The organism is Allokutzneria oryzae, assembly GCF_042429765.1.
Classification (GTDB): Bacteria; Actinomycetota; Actinomycetes; order Mycobacteriales; family Pseudonocardiaceae; genus Allokutzneria; species Allokutzneria oryzae.
In genome coordinates this window covers 1-16,454 of the sequence record NZ_JBHLZU010000007.1, presented here as the reverse complement: position 1 = coordinate 16,454, position 16,454 = coordinate 1, and the positions used below count along the sequence as shown (strand labels likewise).

The window sequence follows — 16,454 nt, the reverse complement described above, 5'->3', positions numbered from 1 at the left end:
GTGGCGGGCTAGCCGGGGCCGAGTTTAAAACGGGGGAGCAGGATCAGCTATCGGCTCAGGCTCACGAACATAGGTGCGTCCCATCGGCGTCGTCCAAATATGGATACCACCCGGGAGCTGAGTTCGTTTCCACCGACTGTGATGCTTCATCACATGATGTCGGCGGCATTTCGCGCCAAGATCATCCGCCACGGTGTTCGTGCCGTCGAAGGGTTCGCAATGATCCAGATCGCAGCGGTGCGCCGGTTGGCGACAGCCGATCGCCACACACGTGACATCCCTGGCCCGGACCAGGTCGGCCAGGGCTGCCGAGGGCCGGTAGTTCGTCCGCCCCACATCCACCGCGACCCCGGTCACCGGGTCGGTGAGGATCCGCTTCCACGTACCCCCGGCGGCGATGTCCCTCGCCACGTCTGCGGGAATCGGCCCGTACCCGGCGAGCATCCCGGGTTCCTGGTCCATCCCCATCAACGTCGTCGCCGGGAGGGTGACCAGGACCTTCACCTCACCCTGGGGTGCACCGGTCTCCTTACCCATCAACAGGTCGAACGCGACATCCGCCCGGCGCTGGTCCATGGTGCGCTCATCGTCCAGGCCTCGGGCGATGCGGTCGATCCGGTCCCAGACCAACGCTCCTTGGAGGGCGGTGAACTGGAACCGCAACGCGCACATCGCGTCGTCGAGGTTGAGCTTCTCCACCCGGCGGGTGCGCTTCTTCTCCTCGTGTCGCCGAGCGGCTGCTGCGGGGTCGAGCTTGGCGATCAACCGTTGGGCGTGCTGGCGGATGCGGCTGTAGTGGTGGGTGCGGGCGTACTCGATCAGTACTGCTTCCATGATCTCCGCCTGCACAGCCGTGAGCGGCTCCAGCTGGTCCACGATCAGCAGGGCCTTGCCTTGGTCGATCCGGCCCTCCTCCAGGGCGGCGAGGACGGCCGGGCGGGAGGCGAGGTTCTCGGCGTGGTTGATCAGCGTGCTCGCCTTGCGCGAGGAAATCGAGAGCAACGCCCCGACCTCATCCCCAAGGTAGGGGTACTCCGCGAAATCCGTGCTGACCACCAAATCGGCGAGATGGCGCGCCAGGACCGCGTGCGCGTGATTCACCGCGCGGTAGGCGTCCTCGATTGCATCGAGGGTCTCATCCGGGGTCATATTTCTATTCTACGTGCCGAAAAATGGTGATCATGGCTCTATGGGATGAAATAGGAATCTATTCTTTCGCTGTCGGCGAACGGGAAAACATCGCCGAAACCGGGCGGATGCGAGGTGGCCGTGGACATCCCGAACAGCAACGCCGGTCGGTCGGGTTCGGATCGGAACGGCGATCCCCCTTGCCGCCCGCGGCGACGCCGCCTCCAGCACCGGCCGGGACCAGTCGATCAACCCCTGGGAGCCAAGGTCACCCGGCACCGCGACCCCGAGCGACGGCGGGCACTCACTGGTCACCACGAACACGATCGCGGTGACCACCGCCCACAGCTCATCCATGCCCGAAGGGCACGTTCGAGGACCGCGCCGAGATCCAAGCGGGATGCCGCATCTGTCGCCGGAATGGAACTGGACACGTCATTGCCGGTCGCGACCTCGCTCTGCCATCGGAAACGCGCTGGACGTCCGGTGCGCCGAAGGCGGGAGCGAAGGCCCTCGGCATGATCACCCGATCGGAGCCGCCCGTCTGGCTGGATGTCCGTTTCCTTCAAGACGTCAATTGCCGACGCAACTACGTTTCGTGCCGTGAACGGTCCGGGAACTGGCTCCGGCGGGTTGCCGGCGTACTGGAACTGACCAAGAGGAGATTCATGGACGTGCACCTCGACCTCGTCGGCATGGTCGTCACCGACATGGCAGCGTCGCTGGCGTTCTACCGCCACCTCGGGCTCGACATCCCGGCGGAGGCCGACGACCAGCCGCACGTGGAGACGACCCTGCCCGGCGGGCTGAGGCTCGCGTGGGACACGGTGGAGACCGTCCGCTCGTTCACGCCGGACTGGCAGGAGCCGAGCGGCTCGCCGCGGATGTCACTGGCGTTCAAGTGCGCCAGCCCTGACGAGGTCGACGCCGTCTACGCCAAGCTCGTCGGGCTGGGCTACCACGGTCACTGCGAGCCCTGGGACGCGTTCTGGGGGCAGCGCTACGCGGTCGTGGAGGACCCGGACGGCAATACCGCGGACCTGTTCTGCCCCAACGCCTAGAGCCGGTCTGCCCGTCCTGGGGAACGCTGCGGGCCTGGCACGGCAACCGTGCCAGGCCCTCCGTCCTACTTGTCCTTCTGTTGCTCGGCGGCCTTCTCCCGCAGGCGGTTCTCGGCCGCCTGCATCTCCGGCGTCATCTCCGGGGCGAAGTCGGCCGCCTCGAACACCTGGCGGATCTCGATCTCCGACTCCGGGGAGCCGTCGAAGGGGACCCGCTTCACCCACGCGATCGCTTCGTCCAGCGACTTCACGTCGATGATCCAGAACCCGGCGATGAGCTCCTTGGTCTCGGCGAACGGGCCGTCGACCACGGTCCGCTTGTCACCGTCGAAGCGCACCCTGGCGCCCTTGGAGCTGGGGTGCAGGCCGTCGCCCGCGAGCAGGACGCCCGCCTCGACCAGCTCCGCGTTGAACTTGCCCATGGCGTTGAGCTCGTCCGCGCTCGGCATCACGCCGGCCTCGGAGTCCTTGGTCGCCTTGACCAGCACCATGAACCGCATCGTCTGTCTCCGTCCGTGTGGGGGTGTCCGTGCTTTCTACCTGAGCGTCGAACGGCTCACCGGCGGATCGACACAACCGGCGGAATTTCTCCGACTTCTCGTTTCCGCTGATCAGGACAGCAGCGCCGACCGCAGCTCCGGTGTGCGCAACAGCTCGACCACTCCGGGGGAGTCGGAGAAGACCAGCTCCGCCGTCGGGAGCGCGGCCTGCCGCAGCATGGACTGGCACACATCGGCGAACGGCTGCTCCCGCACGGTCAGCACCGCGCGCGCCCGCGTCGCCGCATCGCGCGCCCGGCTCCACTCGCGCAAGCACAGGATCACCACCCGCTGCGCCTGAACCCGCCCGCGTGTCAGCAGTGGACGGTTGAGTCCGCACACCTCGATCGTCGCCCGCCCCTTTGCGGTGAGCGGGTGGTAAGCGCCGAGCGAGAGCGTCAGCAACAGGTGCTCGAACGGGTCCTCCACCGTCGGGTCGATCAGCAGCGGCGCGCCCGCGGAGTCCACCGGGAATCGGTCGCGCTTCTCGTGGCTGTTGCAGGTCGAGCATGCCAGGAGGTGGTTCAGCCAGTCGAAGGTCCGCAACGGGTTGCGCGACAGTGGCTCGTGGTGGTCGATGTCGGTGCCCTGGTTGTCGCCGCAGTACATGCAGTGCTGCCGCCCGGGTGCCATCTCCGCCAGGGTGGTGCGCAGCGTGCGGCGGTCCGGGTTGGTGCGCCACAACCTGCGGGCGTGCGCGGACCTGGTGCCACGCGGCACGGCGGAGAGCCGTTCGGTCAGCGCGGCCAGTCGCCCGGCGACCTCCACGGGCAGCGGGGTGCGGGCGATGCGGATCATTCCCGGGACCAGCCGGGCTCCCCGAACCGCGCGGCGACCTCGTCGACCCTGGCCACCGGCGAGCTGGTCAGCAGGTCCTTCAGCTGCTGGTAGCGGTACTTCGCCGCCTCGCTGATCTCCCCGGCGATCACCCCGACCTCCAGCTCCACGAGCTCCCGCCGCAGCTGCTGCGCGCGCTCGGAGTACGGGGTGTCCAGGCCGAACAGCTCCGAGAGCACGGCGTCGTCACCGCTGCCGAACACGATCCGCTCGTAGAGGTCCTGGTCGACCACGAGCGGCGGCTCGTCGCTGTCCGGGCCGGGCAGCTTGACCAGCCCGCCCTCGTCGGCCGCCTGGCACACGTAGGGGCTGTGCGTCGTGACGATGAACTGGATGTTGGGGAAGTGCTCCTTGAGCCAGCCGCCGATCCGCTTCTGCCAGGACACGTGCAGGTGCGCGTCCACCTCGTCGATGATCACCACGCCGGGCACCGTGATCACCGGGGTCGGCCCGTCCAGCCGCACGGGCAGGCTGCCGAACGCCTCGTGGATCTGCTTGAGCAGATCGACCACCAGCGCCGCGACCGTGCGGTAGCCGTCGCTCATCTCCCGCAACGGGAACCGGTGCCCGCCCCGCACGACCCACAGCCCGTCGGAGTCGACGCCCTCTATCCGGTAGGAGTCCGGCAGCAACCCGTCGGCCAGCACCCGTAGCGCGGTCTGCTTCAGCTCCCGCGCCCCCGGCCGCCGCTCCAGCGACCGCAGGTGCTGCTCGATCAGCCAGCTCACGCCCTCGGCGAGCGAGGCGTCCTCGTGGAACAGGCTCGCCAGCCGGGCGACCGGTCCGGGGCTGAGCATCAGCCGCTGCGCGTCGCTGGCGCCGCCCGCGAGCCTGCGGAACGGTCCGTACGCCGCGCAGAACCAGCCGGTGGGGTTGTCCTGCCACGGTCCCCGGCGCGGCATGGCCCGCTGCCGTTCGGGGATCGCCTCGTGCAGCGACGGCTGGACGCTGGCGCGGAAGACCTGCGCGCTCTCGTCCGGTGGGGTCCAGGCGAGTCCCACCCAGAACTCGTTCTTCGGTGACGGCCCGCGTCCGGCCAGCCGGTCCACGTCGGGGTCGAACGCCAGCTGCACCCTGGCGGTGGCGGTCTCGCGCCCCGAGGTGATCCAGTTCTCGAAGTCGGGCACCAGGTTGCGCACCACGGCGGGCCCGCTCACGGCGAGGGCGATCGCCCGCAACAGCGACGTCTTGCCGGAGCCGTTGCGCCCGGCGATCACGGTCCAGCCCGCGTGCGTCCCGTCGGGCCGCGTCAGCTCCAGGTCGACCTCCCGGGAGTCGTGGAACCCCCGGATGTTGCTGAGCCTGACCCGCGAGATGTACATCCGGTCCCCAACGCTCGACCCTGCACGAACCCCGACTGTATCTCCGAGCGGTGCCACGGGGAGATCCACAACGCCGGACGAAACCGATGTGCAACCACGCGAGTGCGGTCGAGGCCAGGCTGTGCCCGGCACGTGCCGCCGCCTCGCCCCCCTGGCGCCCTCACCCGGAGGCCACCCCCGCCCCTCGTTTCGCGTTTTGGAGCCTTAACGCGAAATGAGAGCGCTTTTTTGCGCGTTAAGGTGACAAAACGCGAAAACCCCGACCGCGCCAGCCAGTCCACGCGCACACCGCGGCGCGGCACGGGGTCGGCGAGGCACCTCGGGGTACTCGGTGGCGTGCACCCGTTGCCCACCACCGGGTCCGAGCACATGCGCCCGGTCGGCGTCCGTCGTCTGCCTCGGGCTGTCGAGCGGTCGCGGCCGCATGCGGCACGAACCGGGTGATCGTCGGATCCTCTGAGAAGTGCGGCACTTCCGCCGCCGCAGCCCGCACCACGCCTCCTCTCACGCACTCTCGCGTCCGGAACGCCGCGCGCCCCGGTCGGCTCCGTGGGAGGGGTCGGAGCCGACCGGGGCGCGTGAGGGAAGTGCTAGTCCCAGTCGAGGGCGCCACCGGACTGGTACTCGATGACCCGGGTCTCGAAGAAGTTCTTCTCCTTCTTCAGGTCCATCATCTCCGACATCCACGGGAACGGGTTCTCCGTCTCCGCGAACACCGGCGCCAGGCCGATCTGGGCGCAGCGGCGGTTGGTGATGAAGTGCATGTACTGCTCGCACAGGTCGGCGTTGAGGCCGAGCAGGCCGCGCGGCATGGTGTCGCGGCCGTAGGCCACCTCCAGCTCGCAAGCCTCGGCCAGCATCGTGCGGACCTCGGCCTGGAACTCCGGGCTCCACAGGTGCGGGTTCTCGATCTTGATCTGGTTGATCGCGTCGATGCCGAAGTTCAGGTGGATCGACTCATCGCGCAGGATGTACTGGTACTGCTCGGCGATGCCCACCATCTTGTTGCGCCGCCCGAGCGAGAGGATCTGGGCGAAGCCGGTGTAGAACCACATGCCCTCGAAGACCACGTAGAAGGCGATGAGGTCGCGCAGGAACGCCTGGTCGGTCTCGGGCGTTCCGGTGCGGAAGTCCGGGTCCTCCAGGTGCTGGGTGTAGGCCAGCGCCCACGCGGCCTTGTCGGTGATCGACGGGACCTCGCGGTACATGTTGAACAGCTCGCCCTCGTCGAGGCCGAGGCTCTCCACGATGTACTGGAACGTGTGCGTGTGCACCGCCTCCTCGAAGGCCTGGCGCAGCAGGTACTGGCGGCACTCCGGGTTGGTCAGGTTGCGGTAGACCGCCAGCACGATGTTGTTGGCCACCAGGGACTCCGACGCGGCGAAGAAGCCGAGGTTGCGCTTGACGGCGCGGCGCTCGTCCTCGGTGAGGCCGTTCGGTGACTTCCACAGCGCGATGTCGGCCTGCATGGACACCTCGGTCGGCATCCAGTGGTTGTTGCAGCCCGCCAGGTACTTCTCCCACGCCCAGTGGTACTTCAGCGGCAGCAGCTGGTTCACGTCGGCGCGGCAGTTGATCATCCGCTTCTCGTCGACGCTGACCCGCCCGCCGGAGCGGTCGATCTCGCCGAGACCGCTGGTGATTTCGGTGTTCGTCACGGTGTGAGTCCTTCTGAGCTGGTTACTGGCAGGCTTCGCAGTCGGGGTCCTCGATGGAGCACGCCATGCCCACCTCGGTCGCCGGGACCGGCGCGGGGGACGGGGACGGCGCGGGCACCACCGGCGAGACGGCGTTGAGCTTGCCGTCGGTGCCGCGCAGGGTGCTCTTCTCCACGTGGGTCGCGCTCTGCGAACGCAGGTAGTAGGTGGTCTTCAGGCCGCGGACCCACGCGTGCTGGTAGAGCTCGTCCAGCTTGCGGCCGCTGGGCGCGGCGATGTAGAGGTTCAGCGACTGCGCCTGGTCGATCCACTTCTGACGGCGGGCCGCCGCGTCGATCAGCCAGCGGCTGTCCATCTCGAACGCGGTGGCGTACAACGCCTTCACCTCGGCCGGGATGCGGTCGATGGCGCCGAGGCTGCCGTCGAAGTACTTCAGGTCGCCGATCATCACCTCGTCCCACAGGCCGAGCTCCTTGAGCTCGCGCACCAGGGACGGGTTGACCACGGTGAAGTCGCCGGACATGTTCGACTTCACGTAGAGGTTGCGGTACAGCGGCTCGATGGACTGTCCGACGCCGGTGATGTTGGCGATGGTGGCCGTCGGCGCGATCGCCATGACGTTGGAGTTGCGCATGCCGACCTCGACGACGCGGGCCCGCAGCGTTTCCCAGTCCAAAGTGGACGAACGGTCCAGGTCGAGGTCGGTGCCGCGCGCCCCGGCCAGCAGCTCCACCGAGTCGATCGGCAGGATTCCCTTGCTCCACAGGGAACCCTCGAAGGTCTCGTACCTGCCCCGCTCGGCGGCCAGCTCGGCGGAGGCGGAGATCGCGTAGTAGCTGATCTCCTCCATGCTGCGGTCGGCGAACTCCACGGCCGCGTCGGACGCCATCGGCACCCGCAGCGTGAACAGCGCGTCCTGGAAGCCCATCAGGCCCAGGCCGACCGGGCGGTGGCGCATGTTGGAGCGCTTCGCCTCGGGGATCGTGTAGAAGTTCACGTCGATCACGTTGTCCAGCATGCGAACCGCGGTGCGCACGGTGCGCTCCAGCCGCTCGTGGTCGATGCCGTCGGCGGTGACGTGCTGCGCCAGGTTGACCGAGCCGAGGTTGCACACCGCGACCTCGTCCACCGTGGTGTTCAGCGTGATCTCGGTGCACAGGTTGGAGGAGTGCACCACGCCGGAGTGCTGCTGCGGGGAGCGCAGGTTGCACGGGTCCTTGAAGGTGATCCACGGGTGACCGGTCTCGAAGAGCATGGTCAGCATCCGCCGCCAGAGGTCCTTCGCCTTCAGCTTGCGGAACACCCGGATCTCGCCGCGCTCGGCGGCCAGCTCGTAGGCGCGGTAGCGCTCGGTGAACTCCGGGCCGTAGGCGTCGTGCAGGTCCGGCACCTCGTCGGGGGAGAACAGCGTCCAGTCGCCGTCGGCGCGCACGCGGCGCATGAACTCGTCCGGCACCCAGTTCGCGGTGTTCATGTCGTGGGTGCGGCGGCGGTCGTCGCCGGTGTTCTTGCGCAGGTCGAGGAACTCCTCGACGTCGATGTGCCAGGTCTCCAGGTACGCGCAGACCGCGCCCTTGCGCTTGCCGCCCTGGTTGACCGCGACCGCAGTGTCGTTGGCGATCTTGAGGAACGGCACGACGCCCTGGGACTGGCCGTTGGTGCCCTTGATGTGCGCGCCGATGCCGCGTACCGGGGTCCAGTCGTTGCCGAGACCGCCCGCGTACTTCGACAGCAGCGCGTTGTTGCTGATGCCGTGGAAGATCCCCTCCAGGTCGTCGCCGACCGTGGTGAGGAAGCACGAGGACAGCTGCGGCCGGGTGGTGCCCGCGTTGAACAGCGTCGGCGTCGAGCACATGAAGTCGAAGGAGGAGATCAGGTTGTAGAACTCGATCGCCCGCGCGTCGCGGTCGGCCTCCAGCAGCGACAGGCCCATGGCCACGCGCATGAAGAACGCCTGCGGCAGCTCGTAGCGGTGCTGGTCGCTGTGCAGCAGGTAGCGGTCGTAGAGCGTCTGCATGCCGAGGAACTGGAACTGCAGGTCGCGGTCCGGCACCAGCGCCGCGCCCAGCCGCTCCAGGTCGAAGTTCGCCAGGTCCGGCTCCAGCTGGCCCAGCTCGATGCCCCTGCGCACGAACTCGGCGAAGTACGCCGGGTAGCGCTCGCTCATCTCGCCGTGGCTGGCCTGCTGCTCACCGGAGTACAGGAACTCCAGCGCCTCGCGGCGGAGCTTGTCCTGCAACAGCCTGGCGCTGACGAAGGAGTAGTTCGGGTCGGTCTCGACCATCGTGCGCGCGGCCATCACCGGCGCGATGGTCAGCTCGGCCAGCGTGATGCCGTCGTAGAGGTTGCGCAGGGTCTCGGCAAGGACCGCCTTGGCGGACACCGCCTCCAGGCCGGCGCACGCCTCGTCGATCACCAGCGCGAGCCGGTCGGTGTCCAGCGGCTCGACCCGGCCGTCGGGGTGCCGCACGGTGAAGGCGGGCACCACCGGGGCGGGTGGTTCCTCGGTGACCTGCTGCTGCGACCGGGCCTTGGCGTGCTCCTCGCGGTAGAGCACGTAGGCGCGGGCGACCTTGTGGTGACCGCCGCGCATCAGGGCGAGCTCGACCTGGTCCTGGATCTGCTCGATGTGCAGCGGGCGGTCCGGGCCGCTGTGCCGCAGCAGCGCGGTCTCCACGTCCAGGGTGAGCTCGGCGATGAGCTCGCGGACGCGGGTGGACGTGCCCGCCTCGCGGCCTTCGACGTCGAGGAACGCCTTGGTCACCGCGACCGAGATCTTGGTGGCGTCGAAGGGGGAGGAGGTGCCGTCGCGCCGGATCACCGCGACGGCGGCGGGGGTGGTTGACGGGTCCGAGGACGGTGTGACGGGGTCCGCTGAGTGCACGGTCAAGGAGGAGCTCCAGATCTCGCCGGTGCCGGAAGGGGGGAGTGCGACGGCAGGGGGCACCGACCGAGCGCCCGTCGAGCGACGTCGGGTGGTGGACCTGCCGGGGTCTGGGGTGCTGGCCGGGGGCCTGTCTCGGGCTAGCCGAGGCGCGCGAGGGCGGGCGGCCGGTGGCCGCCGGGTATGCCTGGTCGTGCCGGGGCGACGAACACGGCGCTCTCCTCGCTCGCTTGGCGGAAACGGCCTGGGCGGCCACGCAGGGGTGAGGGCCGACCCGGGCGCCGCGAGGGGCCGTCAGGTCGTCCGCTCGGCCCTCCCACGAGGCCACGGACCGGGCACGCCGGGTGGCGTGCCCGTCGACGGCAGGTGTTCGGACTCGTGGGCGACACCGGACGGGCCGGTGAACCTACTGGCCGTCGCTTCCCGGACGTCCACGTCCAGTGCTGTACCGCCCCGTTCCCGGGTCGGTGACGGCGGTCGTTCCCATTTACCGCTGCGGGGCAGTCCCGGAGTCGCACCGGGTTCCCTGTTGCCTCGCGACCCGTTTCGGGGCCGCGAACCATCGACGCGGGGAATACTACATCTAGTGGTCGATCTTGCAAGCGAGCGCTAGATGGTGGCGTGTTCCGGTTATCACGTGGCTACCGACCGTTCCCCGCGACCCCCTTCCGAGCGTCCCTCCGCCGGGCCGCTAGACCCCGCGCCGCATCGCCCGCGTGCCCAGGAGCAGGCCGATCGCGCCGACCGCGACCGCGGTGAGCGCGCCGTGCAGGACGGCGGGCTCGGCGAAGCCACCGGCGAACAACGCCCGCTCGGCGTCCACCAGGTAGGACACCGGGTTCAGCCCGGCGACCACCCGGAGCCAGTCCGGGCCGGAGCTGACGGGCAGCAACACCCCGGACAACAGCAGCACCGGGAACATCACCATCTGGGTGACGCCGTAGAACAGCTCGCCGCTGGGCCGCGACGCGATCGCCAGCACGTAGGACAACGCGACCAGGCCGGCACCGAAGACCATCAGGAGTGCCAGTCCGGCGAGCACGCCGAGCGGGCGCAGCTCGAAACCCAGCGGCACCGCGACGGCGATGATCAGCGCCGCCTGCGCCAGCAACACCAGGAACTCCTTGAGCGTGCGGCCGACGAGCATCGCGGTCCGGCTGAGCGGGCTCACCAGCATGCGCTCGAACGAGCCGCTGAGCAGCTCCGTCAGCAGCGAGTACCCGGCCATCATCGGCCCGGACAGGCACATCATGATCAGGATTCCCGGCACGAACCACTGCCACGGCGAGCCGCCGCCGTTGTCGCCCGCCAGCATCGAGCCGAACAGGACCAGGAACAGCAGCGGCTGCCCCATCGTGTAGATCAGCCCGCTCGGCTGGCGCAGAGTCGGCATGAGCTCGCGGAGGAACACGGTCCTGGTGTCCCGCAGGAACTTGGTCAACAGTGCCTCCGCGGGAGGAAGTACGTCGGTGGTAGTCACGCGGCCGCCTCCTCCTCGCGCAGGCTGCGCCCGGTCAGCGCCAGGAACACGTCGTCGAGCGTGGGGCGGGCCGACGTCGCGGTGACCACCCGCACGTCCTTCTCGGCGAGGGCGCGCAGGAACTCCGGCAGCGCGGTGTCGGCGAGCTTGACCTTGACCCGGACGGTGGTGGTTTCCCTTGTGGTGTCACCGAAACAGGCCCCGACATCGGCGGCAAGCAGCGCCTCCGGTTCGCTTGCGGTGGTGACGGTGACGCTGTCCCCGGCCAGATCGCTCTTGAGCGCCTCGGCGGTTCCGTCCGCGATGATCCGGCCGCTGTCGATGATCACCACGCGCTCGGCCATGGTGTCGGCCTCCTCCAGGTAGTGCGTGGTGAGCACGATCGTCGTGCCGTACTGCTCGCGCAGCCGCCGCACGTGCTCCCAGATGTTGGCGCGGTTCTGCGGGTCGAGCCCGGTCGACGGCTCGTCCAGGAACAACAGGTCGGGCTGGTGCACCAGGCCGATCGCGATGTCGAGCCTGCGCCGCTGGCCGCCGGAGAGCGTGCCGGGCGTGCGCTTCGCCATCGCGCGGAGGTCGAGCAGGTCGAGCATCTCCTCCGCCCGTCGCCGCGCGGCGGCCCGGCTGAGCCCGTAGGCGAGCCCCTGCGTCACCAGCTCGTCGTGGACCCGGAAGGTCTCGCCCGCGCTGGAGCGTTGGCCGACGTAGCCGATCCGCGCCCGCACCCCGGCAGGGTCGGCGCGGATGTCGCTGCCCGCGACGGTCGCCGTGCCGGACGTGGGTGGCAGCAGCGTGGTGAGCATGCGCAGGCTGGTCGACTTCCCGGCTCCGTTCGGGCCGAGCACCGCCACGAGCTGACCGCGCTCGACGTCCAGGTCCAGGCCTCGGACGGCGTCCACGGTCTCCCGTCTCGCCGTGAACCGCCGGGTCAGTTTTCGGGCATGGATCATCGACCCCTCCTTGCTGGCTGTGTAAGGGCATGGCAAGAAAGCCCTGGTGAGGGCTTGTTTGAGTGAGAATTCATCCTGAGTCGGCGGGACCGGGGCTGTCAAACGCGAACAGTGCGTTCATGTTCGCTCTGACCTGCGAAGACGTCCGGCGTCGATGGCGTTTTCCCAGCTCGGAAAATTTTCGCCGGATTTGATACTCGTGTGCGTATACTCGTCTGCGAGTAAGGAGGTGGTCCTGGTGGCGCGGCGCAAGGTCGGCAACCTGCTGGCGCTCGCGGTGCTCTCGGTCGTCACGCAGCGGCCGATGCACCCCTACGAGATGGCCTCGATGCTCCGGGCACGCGGCAAAGACGCGGACATGGGCATCAAGTGGGGCTCGCTCTACACGGTCGTGCGGAACATGGAGAAGCACGGCCTGATCGAGGCGGTGGAGACCGTCCGGCAGGGTGGGCGGCCCGAGCGCACGGTCTACCGGATCACCGACGCGGGCTCCGCCGAGCTCGTGGACTGGGTGCGCGAGCTGATCTCCGTGCCCGAGCGCGAGCGCACTCGTTTCCAGGCCGGGCTGTCGGTGATGGCGGCGCTGTCCCCGGACGAGGTCCAGCGGCTGCTGCGACACCGGCTGGACCTGGTGGAGCGGGAGGCGACCGACAAGCGTGAAGCGTTCGAGCAGCACAGCGAAGAGCTCCCTCGGCTGTTCCTGATCGAGAACGAGTACGAGCTGGCGCTGCTGGACGCGGAGCTGACCTGGGTCCGCGCCCTGCTCGACGAGCTGTCCTCCGGGACGTTCGCCGGGATCGACCAGTGGCGGGCGTTCCACGCCACCGGTGAGCTGCCGCCAGAGCTGGCCGAGCTCGCGGAGAGGGGCAGCGTCACGGACTGACCCACGAAGAAGAACGGGCCCCGGCGGGGTGCTGCGAACACCGCCGCCGGGGCCCTCGACCTCGAACCGAAATCCCGCGCGGGGACCCGGCCCCAGGTGGCAACCGCAAGAATAGTCGGCCTCCCCGCGCCCACATGGGGAGGAACCATGTCCACGGCAAGAACGGCTCTGGTCGTCGGCGGCGGAATCGCCGGACCGGTCGCGGCGATGGCATTGCAGAAGGCCGGTGTCGAAGCCACGGTGTGCGAGGCGCACCCCAGCTCGGCTGACGGCGTCGGTGGCGGGCTCGGCCTCGCGCCCAACGGGCTGAACGCGCTCGGCGTCATCGGCATCGACGAGGCGGTGCGCGATATCGGGATCCCGGTCTCGTCCATGCTCATGCGCAGCTGGACCGGCAAGCGCCTCGCCGAGTTCGGGGAGCCCTCAGGAGCGCCGATCATGTACACGATGTGGCGTTCCGACCTGTACCGGGTGCTCTGCGACGAGGCGGCCCGCAGGGGAGTGCGCATCAGGTACGGAGCGAGGCTCGCTTCGGCCCAGGACGACGGCGACGGCGTCACGGCGTCCTTTATGGACGGAACACGGGCGACGGCCGACATCCTGGTCGGAGCCGACGGGATCCGCTCGACCGTGCGTTCGCTGGTCGATCCGAGCGCGCCGGCCCCGAGCCACACCGGCCTGCTGGGCTTCGGCGGCTGGTCCAGCGCGAAGGTGCCGTCCACCAACGGAGCCATGCACATGGTCTTCGGGAAGCGGGCGTTCTTCAGCTACACCGTCGAGGACAACGGGCGTGTCGGCTGGTTTGCCAACCTGCCGCACAAGGAGCGGATGACGAGCGCGGAAACCACCGCTGTTGGCGCGCGCGAATGGCTGCGGGTGCTGCGCGAGGTGTTCGCGGGGGACCGGGTGCCCGCGGTGGAGATCCTTCGCGGAGTCGATCCCGACGAGCTCGTGATGACTGGGAGCCTGGAGATCATGCCTCCGGCACCGCGCTGGCACCGAGGCCGCATGGTCCTGATCGGCGATGCCGCGCACGCGCCATCGCCCAGCTCCGGCCAGGGGGCGTCGCAGGCCATCGAGGGAGCTGTGCACCTGGCCCGCTGCCTGCGGGACCTTCCGGTGGACGCGGCGTTTCAAGCCTACGAGGGGCTGCGGCGCGAGCGCGTCGAGCGGATCACTGCGGCGGCGGCGCGCACCAACCGGAACAAGGCCGCCGGACCGGTGGCCAGGGTGCTGCGCGACTTGGTCATGCCGACGATGATGCGGCTGATGACCAAGCCCGACCAGCTGGCCTGGCAGTACGACTACCGCATCGACTGGGACGCGAGGGTTCCGGCGCTCACATGAGGTCCGCCGTCGCCAGCGCTCGCCCGGGCAGGGGCGAGTCGCTGGCGGCGCGCAGCCCGTCCAGCATCAGCTCCAGGAAGCGGCCGGAGGTGGCCTCGGCGAGGTCGCCGGGCACCTCCGGCGGCACCCGGATCAGCATGCTCAGCAACAGGTTCACGTCACCTGCGCCGACATCGGCGCGCATCGACCCCTCGGCCTGCGCGCGCTCGACCATCCGGTCGAACAGCTCGATCACCTCCAGCCGCGCCGCGCTCAGCTCCGGGTCACCGTCGATGGCTTCCCGCAACCGGGGATCGGCGGCGGACTGGAGCACGCACAGCCGCGCCTCGGCGGTGCGGCGCACGTAACCGGTGAACGCGGTCCAGCCGTCCGGAGCGTTCTCCCACGCGTCCCGCCCGGCGTCGCGCAGCCGTCGCACTGTGTCCTCGGCAACGGCGTGGATCAACGCCTCGCGGTCGGGAAACCGCCGGTAGAGCGTTCCGACGCCGACGGAGGCGGCTTTGGCGATCTCCTCCATCGGCGTGTTCAGGCCGTGCGCGACGAAGAGCGCGTGCGCCGCGGCGAGGATCTGGTCGCGGTTGCGCCGCGCGTCGGCTCGCATCGCTCTCCGATCAAGCATGTGGACGGTTTCCTTCCGCTTAGCCTATCGTGGCGAACAACCGGATGAATTCCTTCCACTTAGGGCGGCGAGATGCGCATCGGTGTGGGCTTCAACGAACTCGGACTGACCCTCCAGGAGGTGATCGACCAGATCGGCGCGGCGGCGGAGCAGGGCTTCGACGCGGCCTGGTTGGGCCACCATTACGGCTGGGACCCGCTCACCCTGCTCGCCGCCGCGAGCCCCCACGCGCCCGGCATCGGCCTGGGCACAGCGATCGTGCCGACCTACTCGCAACACCCGGTGGCCCTGGCCAGCCAGGCGTTGAGCGTCCAAGCGGTCACCGGCAACCGCCTCACCCTCGGCGTCGGCCTCAGCCACCGCCCGCTGGTCGAAGGCACGCTCGGTAGGTCCTTCGACCGCCCGGCCCGCCACATGCGCGAGTACCTGACTGTCCTCGGCCCACTCCTGCGGGGTGAAACCGTGTCATACCAAGGAGAAACCCTCAGCGCCTCGGCCAAGGTCGACGTCCCGGGAGCCCTCCCGCCGACGCTGCTCGTCGCGGCACTCGGTCCGGCGATGCTCCGCCTGACAGGCGAGCTGGCCGACGGCACGGTGACCATGTGGGCGGGCCCGCGAGCCATCGCCGACCACGTCGTTCCGGAGATCACGAGGACGGCGACCGGATCACCGCGCATCGTCGCCGGCCTACCGGTGCTGGTCACCGCCGACGAGGCGGCCGGGCGGGCCCACATCGACGAGCACCTCGGCATCGCCGGGTCGCTGCCGAGCTATCGCGCGATCCTGGACCGCGAAGGTGCGCCGACGCCCGGTGCCGCCTCGATCGTCGGTGACGAGGACTCGGTCGCTTCGCAGGTTCGTCGGTTGGCTGAGGCTGGGGCTACTGATCTCATCGCCTTTCCGATGGGAGGCGTGGGGGAGCAGGTTCGTACTCTTTCGGTTTTGGCCGCCTTGTAGAGGGGTTTCGTAGAGGGGTTTCGTTGGGTTGTGCCCCGTCCTTCCAGCGCGCTGAGCAAGGGTTCGGGCGGGGTTCCTGCCCCAACCACCGTTGCCTACGCCCACAGTCCGAAGCCGTTGAGCATCCTCCCGTACGACCAGCAACCCCTTACCTTCCAAAGCAAACCGATCTTTGAACTCAGCCCCGGCAGGCCAACCCACCTGGGAACCGGGCGGTGGGCAGGCGTGGTCACCCGTCCAGGACGACGGCACTCACGTGCGGGAGAGCGATCCGGGACCCGCCAGCCCGCTACCCCGGATTCTCGTACCGACCACCGCCGGTCGGCAGCATCGTCTGCCACGCCGTGCGGATGTTGCGCCGGGGTTGTCGTTGTGGATCAACCCAGGAGGGTGGGATGAACACCGGCAACCCGTGGTCGAACTCGATCTCCCAGTCACCCTGGTGGATCACGGTGTGGTGATGTCGGCACAACAACACCGTGTTGTACAGGGCGGTCGGGCCGCCTTCGGACCAGTGGATCACGTGATGGGCGTCCGCCCAGGCCGCGGGCATCGTGCACCCCGGGAACGCGCACCCCTTGTCCCGCACCGCCAACGCTGTGCGCAAGGGGCCGGTGACGGTGCGCTGGGCCTGGCCCACATCCAAGGGAATACCCATGGTGTCCAGCACCACCGGGATGATCTTGGCGTCGCAGGCCATCCGCCGGATCGTCTTCGCCGTCATCGGCCCACCCCAGGACGCCCAGCCGCTGGAGAGGCCATCGCGGAGGTCGGCGTAGTCGATGGTGA

The 16,454-nt window shown here is 69.1% G+C and carries 14 protein-coding genes, 1 pseudogene and 1 riboswitch; of the genes and pseudogenes, 4 read left to right on the top strand and 11 right to left on the bottom strand.

Features of this window, described 5'->3' with window-relative positions:
* Positions 1-24: 24 nt before the first annotated feature.
* Together ACFFQA_RS08670 and ACFFQA_RS08665 are read right to left on the bottom strand one after the other, a co-directional pair.
* The gene (locus ACFFQA_RS08670) at positions 25-1,149 is read right to left on the bottom strand and encodes an HNH endonuclease signature motif containing protein (RefSeq protein ID WP_377851171.1); all 1,125 of its coding nucleotides are present in this window, start codon (positions 1,147-1,149) and stop codon (positions 25-27) included.
* A 142-nt stretch (positions 1,150-1,291) separates the two neighbouring features.
* Positions 1,292-1,470 (bottom strand): annotated as a pseudogene (locus ACFFQA_RS08665) (IS5/IS1182 family transposase); the annotation flags it as partial.
* Between the two features lie 326 nt (positions 1,471-1,796).
* Here ACFFQA_RS08665 and ACFFQA_RS08660 point away from each other — a divergent pair.
* A complete protein-coding gene (locus ACFFQA_RS08660) occupies positions 1,797-2,189 on the top strand; it encodes a VOC family protein (protein ID WP_377851170.1) in 393 nt (130 codons plus the stop codon).
* Positions 2,190-2,254: 65 nt separating this feature from the next.
* On the opposite strand, the gene ACFFQA_RS08655 is transcribed toward ACFFQA_RS08660, so the two are convergent.
* From ACFFQA_RS08655 to ACFFQA_RS08625, 7 genes are all read right to left on the bottom strand, one after another.
* A complete protein-coding gene (locus tag ACFFQA_RS08655; protein WP_377851169.1) occupies positions 2,255-2,689 on the bottom strand; it encodes a YciI family protein in 435 nt (144 codons plus the stop codon).
* Between the two features lie 111 nt (positions 2,690-2,800).
* Positions 2,801-3,526 (bottom strand): HNH endonuclease, encoded by a 726-nt coding sequence (locus ACFFQA_RS08650; protein ID WP_377851168.1) that lies wholly within the window; start codon positions 3,524-3,526, stop codon positions 2,801-2,803.
* Positions 3,523-4,887, bottom strand: a complete 1,365-nt coding sequence (locus tag ACFFQA_RS08645; RefSeq protein ID WP_377851167.1) for an AAA family ATPase — start codon at positions 4,885-4,887, stop codon at positions 3,523-3,525. Before ACFFQA_RS08645 ends, ACFFQA_RS08650 begins: the two co-directional genes overlap by 4 nt.
* Positions 4,888-5,477: 590 nt before the next feature.
* Positions 5,478-6,545: a ribonucleotide-diphosphate reductase subunit beta gene (locus tag ACFFQA_RS08640; RefSeq protein WP_377851166.1), complete on the bottom strand. Its 1,068-nt coding sequence runs from the start codon at positions 6,543-6,545 to the stop codon at positions 5,478-5,480.
* A gap of 22 nt (positions 6,546-6,567) precedes the next feature.
* Positions 6,568-9,435, bottom strand: coding sequence for a ribonucleoside-diphosphate reductase subunit alpha (locus ACFFQA_RS08635; protein ID WP_377851165.1), 2,868 nt, complete (start codon positions 9,433-9,435; stop codon positions 6,568-6,570).
* 338 nt (positions 9,436-9,773) lie between these two features.
* Positions 9,774-10,008: riboswitch (cobalamin riboswitch) on the bottom strand.
* Positions 10,009-10,120: 112 nt separating this feature from the next.
* The gene (locus ACFFQA_RS08630) at positions 10,121-10,909 is read right to left on the bottom strand and encodes an ABC transporter permease (protein WP_377851164.1); all 789 of its coding nucleotides are present in this window, start codon (positions 10,907-10,909) and stop codon (positions 10,121-10,123) included.
* A complete protein-coding gene (locus ACFFQA_RS08625) occupies positions 10,906-11,859 on the bottom strand; it encodes an ATP-binding cassette domain-containing protein (protein WP_377851163.1) in 954 nt (317 codons plus the stop codon). Before ACFFQA_RS08625 ends, ACFFQA_RS08630 begins: the two co-directional genes overlap by 4 nt.
* A gap of 238 nt (positions 11,860-12,097) precedes the next feature.
* On the opposite strand from ACFFQA_RS08625, the gene ACFFQA_RS08620 reads away from it, so the two are divergent.
* Both ACFFQA_RS08620 and ACFFQA_RS08615 read left to right on the top strand, forming a co-directional pair.
* Positions 12,098-12,742 (top strand): PadR family transcriptional regulator, encoded by a 645-nt coding sequence (locus ACFFQA_RS08620; RefSeq protein ID WP_377851162.1) that lies wholly within the window; start codon positions 12,098-12,100, stop codon positions 12,740-12,742.
* 147 nt (positions 12,743-12,889) lie between these two features.
* The gene (locus ACFFQA_RS08615; protein ID WP_377851161.1) at positions 12,890-14,089 is read left to right on the top strand and encodes an FAD-dependent oxidoreductase; all 1,200 of its coding nucleotides are present in this window, start codon (positions 12,890-12,892) and stop codon (positions 14,087-14,089) included.
* On the opposite strand, the gene ACFFQA_RS08610 is transcribed toward ACFFQA_RS08615, so the two are convergent.
* Complete coding sequence (locus ACFFQA_RS08610) at positions 14,082-14,708, bottom strand: TetR/AcrR family transcriptional regulator (protein ID WP_377851160.1); 627 nt, start codon at positions 14,706-14,708, stop codon at positions 14,082-14,084. The two genes, ACFFQA_RS08615 and ACFFQA_RS08610, sit on opposite strands and share 8 nt — an antisense overlap.
* 72 nt (positions 14,709-14,780) lie before the next feature.
* Between ACFFQA_RS08610 and ACFFQA_RS08605 the strand changes: the two genes are divergently transcribed.
* Entirely contained in the window at positions 14,781-15,665 is an 885-nt protein-coding gene (locus tag ACFFQA_RS08605) for a TIGR03564 family F420-dependent LLM class oxidoreductase (protein WP_377851159.1), read from the top strand.
* Positions 15,666-15,954: 289 nt separating this feature from the next.
* On the opposite strand, the gene ACFFQA_RS08600 is transcribed toward ACFFQA_RS08605, so the two are convergent.
* Positions 15,955-16,454: HNH endonuclease signature motif containing protein (locus ACFFQA_RS08600; RefSeq protein WP_377851158.1), on the bottom strand; the 500-nt coding region annotated here is incomplete at its 5' end.